Consider the following 3960-nt stretch of genomic DNA (forward strand, 5'->3'; position numbering starts at 1 on the left):
TCGGGAAAGCCGTAATAGTAGATGCAAGGGAAATCTCCTGTTACGAAGCCCGGTAAATGTTTCATTAAATTTAATTAATGTGCCATACTTTAATCTAAATTATCCAGAACCTGTAGCTCTTAGATTAATATCCTTACTTCTGTACGGCACTATCCTTTAGAAAAACGTTTTTTCTTTACTTTTTTCGGAGTTTTAGAGACCAAATAAACGATATCATTCAATTTTTTCAAGTTTTCCTTTGGAGTCAAAATTACTTAGATCTGCTAAGAAAACGCTGCGCGGAAACATATTGATCTCCAAAATATACTGAGAAATATAGGGACATTACTCGGATATATAATATAAACAAAATATGAATTAGCAATCAGATTCATTGATGTGTAAAAAAACTATAACTGATGTATGAAAAAACCAGTAATTGCAAAAATTCTACTCATAATCCTGCTCAGCGTGTTCTTGCTCTCAGCCGGATGTTCACTCATCGACAGAAAATACATCCACCTCCTCTGCAACTACACCTGCCTCTTCTGCCACGCCTCAGTCCATTTTCATGACCACGGACAAGACGCAGTATGCCCGCGGTGAAATGGTCAAGATAAAAATAGCAAACAATCTAGATGTTCCTGTTTGGTATATAGGCTACTCTCAGCAAGACCTGGTCTTCTGGGAGATTGAAAAGGCTCAAGGCAATAATTGGGCAGGTCTGACCATTCGTCTGCCAATGATTGATGATGGCAGAGAGGTTTGCCGGTTAATACTGTATGAACGACCTGTTAGTAATATAACATAGCTGAAGCCACACTCAGATCTTCTTTACTAATGGAATCAGCAGATATGCTCATTCGAGGCAATGCCCGATTCAGCCGAACCTGAGATGATTGAGCGATGTAGATACAGACTTGCTTTCCATTATAGTTTTGTCACAGTAGAATCCGAAAACATTGGGAATGAACCTTGGAAAAGACCGGTTGAGCTGGGCGAGACAAAGGTAGTTTACTCAAATGAATTTATTTTGGAGTAAATGGCATAATATTGCAGATATATTTAGTGTAGAAAGATTTAGTGTAGAAAGCGGGTCGAAATTATCTGAAAAAGATGTGACAAATCTCTATTTCTAGCGGGTAAAAGCTTTCTAAAAAGACTGGCAAAAAAGGTTTCTGAAATAGTTTCTAAAAGAAAGATCCGGAAAATTGGGCTTTTCCGGAAACCTCCAGTTTAGTTTTGGTTTAATTTTAAGCATCTTTACATCATGTCTTCCATGTCGCCGCCTGGCATTCCGCCTGGAGCTGCTCTTCCACCGCCGGTTGAAGCGATGACATCATCGATCCTGAGGATCATGATTGCAGCTTCCGTTGCTGCATTGATTGCCTGGGTCTTGATTCTAAGTGGTTCGACTACATCGTTTTCGAACATATCTTCGATCTTGCCTGTGTAGACATTCAGCCCGGCCCTCTTGTTACCCTTCTCATGCTGGGAGCGCATTTCCACAAGCATGTCGATCGGGTCAAGTCCTGCGTTTTCTGCAAGGGTCTGCGGGATAATTTCAAGGGATTCGGCAAACTTGGTTACTGCGAGCTGTTCCCTTCCTTTGAGGGTTGCTGCATATTCTTTGAGCCTGAGGGAAAGTTCTACTTCGGGTGAGCCGCCGCCAACAACAATCTTCTGGTCTTCGAGTGCAACGCCGACAACCCTGAGAGCGTCTTCAAGTGCTCTCTCAAGTCCGTCCACGACATGCTCGGTTCCGCCGCGGAGAAGGATAGAGGTGGTCTTGCTGTCCTTGCAACCTGTAACAAAGGTCATTCTGGAGCCAGTGACGTCCTTTTCTTCCACAAGGCCTGCATAGCCGAGGTCTGATCCGTCGATTTCATCCAGATTGGTAATAATTCTTCCGCCTGTGGCTCTGGAGAGTTTGTCCATGTCGCTCTTCTTTACCCTGCGCATTGCGAAAATGCCTGCCTTTGTCAGGTAATACTGGGCAAGGTCATCAATGCCCTTCTGGCAGAATACCACATTTGCGCCGGTATCAATCACTTTGTCTACGATATCCCTGAGCATTGCTTCTTCCTGGTCAAGGAAAAGCTGCATCTGGTCGGGGGTGGTGATCTTTATTTCGGCTTTAGTTTCTGTCTTTTTGAGCTCGATTGGTACGCTTAAAAGGAGGACTTTTGCATCCTTTACAACTTCAGGCATGCCGGTGTGGACGCGTTCTTTATCAACGATTACACCTTCGATAATCTCAGAGTCCTTTATGCTGCCGCCGGGTCTCTTTTCCGTTTTAACGTCTTCTATGTCTACAGTGATCTTCCCGTTTTCATCTTTCTCAACAATGGACTTAATTGCACGGACTGCGAGGTTTGAGAGGTGAGCCTTGTGTGATTCTGCACCCTTTCCGGTGATGGCTGTGCCTGCGATCTTCTCAAGAGTCTCTGTGTCTTCAGGGGATGCGCTGATGGTGATGGTGTCAAGAATCTTTACAGCCTGCATTGCTGCGAGCCTGTAGCCGCTTGCGATAACAGTGGGATGTACACCGCTTTCCAGAAGGTCTTCTGCCTTTGTCAGGAATTCTCCTGCGAGGACGGCTGCTGTGGTTGTTCCGTCTCCTACTTCGGCATCCTGGGTCTTGGCGACTTCTACGATCATCTTTGCACCTGGGTGCTCGATGTCCATTTCTTTGAGAATGGTTGCTCCGTCATTGGTAATGACGACGTCTCCCATCGAGTCTACAAGCATCTTGTCCATGCCCTTTGGTCCAAGAGTGGTCCTTACTGCCTCAGCTACTGCCTTTGCGGCCATGATATTATTGTGCTGAGCGTCGGAACCGTGGGTTCTCTTGCTTCCTTCCCTTAATATAAAGATCGGTTGTGCTGCCAAACTTAAATCTCCTTTTTAATGATGTGAAATAGTATGAATTTCTGTTAATTGTATTTCTGAGCACTTACCTTTGTGCGTAATTTTCCTATTCTTAATGCAAGCACTTCTATATAAGAATTGCTCTGAATGTCAGGTTTCTAATCATAAAAAAAGGGTCTGCTGGTTCTTTTAATGCCCGAGTTGCGCCACCCGATTTCCGTCTCGCCCGAGTCCCGTCTCGGGAGGACGGTGTCCTTTTCGCTTCGCTCAAGAGGACTAACAAAAAATTCTAGTGCTTCGACTCCAAAATAATTACCTTATTTAGTGAAAAATCCATGATCGGGTACTCAATTTAAAAGTTAAGTTTTATAAACTTATTTCTGAATCGCAGTAATTGTTATTTATCTTTAAACACTTTCATAAAAATTGTATTTTCGGAGATTTGACTCTCAACATTGGCTCCATATGTTTTAAATAAACTCTCCAATGTTGTTAAGTTTAATTTAGAATTATTAAAGCCCAGACTATGAGTTAGTGCCAGCAAATAGTAGTCACCGTTGTCTTTGTAGTCTACTGTATCAAACATGTGTGATGTTCCAAAAACAATCGTTAGTCCATCTACAACCTCTTTTAGACTGCATTCGTTAAGAGGCTTATGAAGAAAGAATTGTACTACACATTCTATAGGTTTATTTCTGGTCACATACTCCTCAAACCGCTCATGATTTACAGTTTCCATTAGTATTTTTAAAGTCCCTTTTTGGACACCGCAAACCGAATTCATTGATTCACATGCCAGCCAAAATTTTTGTTCAGTAGTTAATTCCGGAAAATGTTTTGAATTGTTTTTCAGACATTCCAATGCTATCTCCAGGGCTTTTTGTTGTGTTTCAAATTTTTCTGCATGTTTTTTTAATAACTCCCAGTGTCTCTTTGAAATAGTAGTGGCAAAGCGGTATCTTTTTTTATTATTATCCATGATTATATTCCTCTTATCTACTCAATTATTTTTAAATTTGCATGCCGAACATAAGATATGCAGACAACCTATTTTTACATGTGTATTCTATATTAGGTCAACAATAGCAAAAATTGCTGTGGGACCTGCAC

The 3960-nt window shown here is 42.0% G+C and carries 3 protein-coding genes; 1 reads left to right on the forward strand and 2 read right to left on the reverse strand.

Annotated elements, in window-relative coordinates; all coding sequences use genetic code 11:
* Positions 1 to 550 precede the first annotated feature (550 nt).
* The gene (locus NC238_08815; protein MCM1566032.1) at positions 551 to 790 is read left to right on the forward strand and encodes a hypothetical protein; all 240 of its coding nucleotides are present in this window, start codon (positions 551 to 553) and stop codon (positions 788 to 790) included.
* A 452-nt stretch (positions 791 to 1242) separates the two neighbouring features.
* Here NC238_08815 and NC238_08820 read toward each other — a convergent pair whose 3' ends face one another.
* Together NC238_08820 and NC238_08825 are read right to left on the reverse strand one after the other, a co-directional pair.
* Complete coding sequence (locus tag NC238_08820; GenBank protein MCM1566033.1) at positions 1243 to 2871, reverse strand: thermosome subunit; 1629 nt, start codon at positions 2869 to 2871, stop codon at positions 1243 to 1245.
* A 376-nt stretch (positions 2872 to 3247) separates the two neighbouring features.
* Positions 3248 to 3829, reverse strand: coding sequence for a hypothetical protein (locus NC238_08825; protein ID MCM1566034.1), 582 nt, complete (start codon positions 3827 to 3829; stop codon positions 3248 to 3250).
* Between the last annotated feature and the right edge of the window lie 131 nt (positions 3830 to 3960).

It is taken from the genome of Dehalobacter sp. (assembly GCA_023667845.1).
GTDB lineage: Bacteria > Bacillota > Desulfitobacteriia > Desulfitobacteriales > Syntrophobotulaceae > Dehalobacter.

What these genes read in the sequence shown, in the direction of transcription:
- NC238_08815 (MCM1566032.1), top strand. Translation starts at nt 551, where the DNA reads ATGACCACGGACAAGACGCAGTATGCCCGCGGTGAAATGGTCAAGATA.
- NC238_08825 (MCM1566034.1), bottom strand. Translation starts at nt 3,829, where the DNA reads ATGGATAATAATAAAAAAAGATACCGCTTTGCCACTACTATTTCAAAG.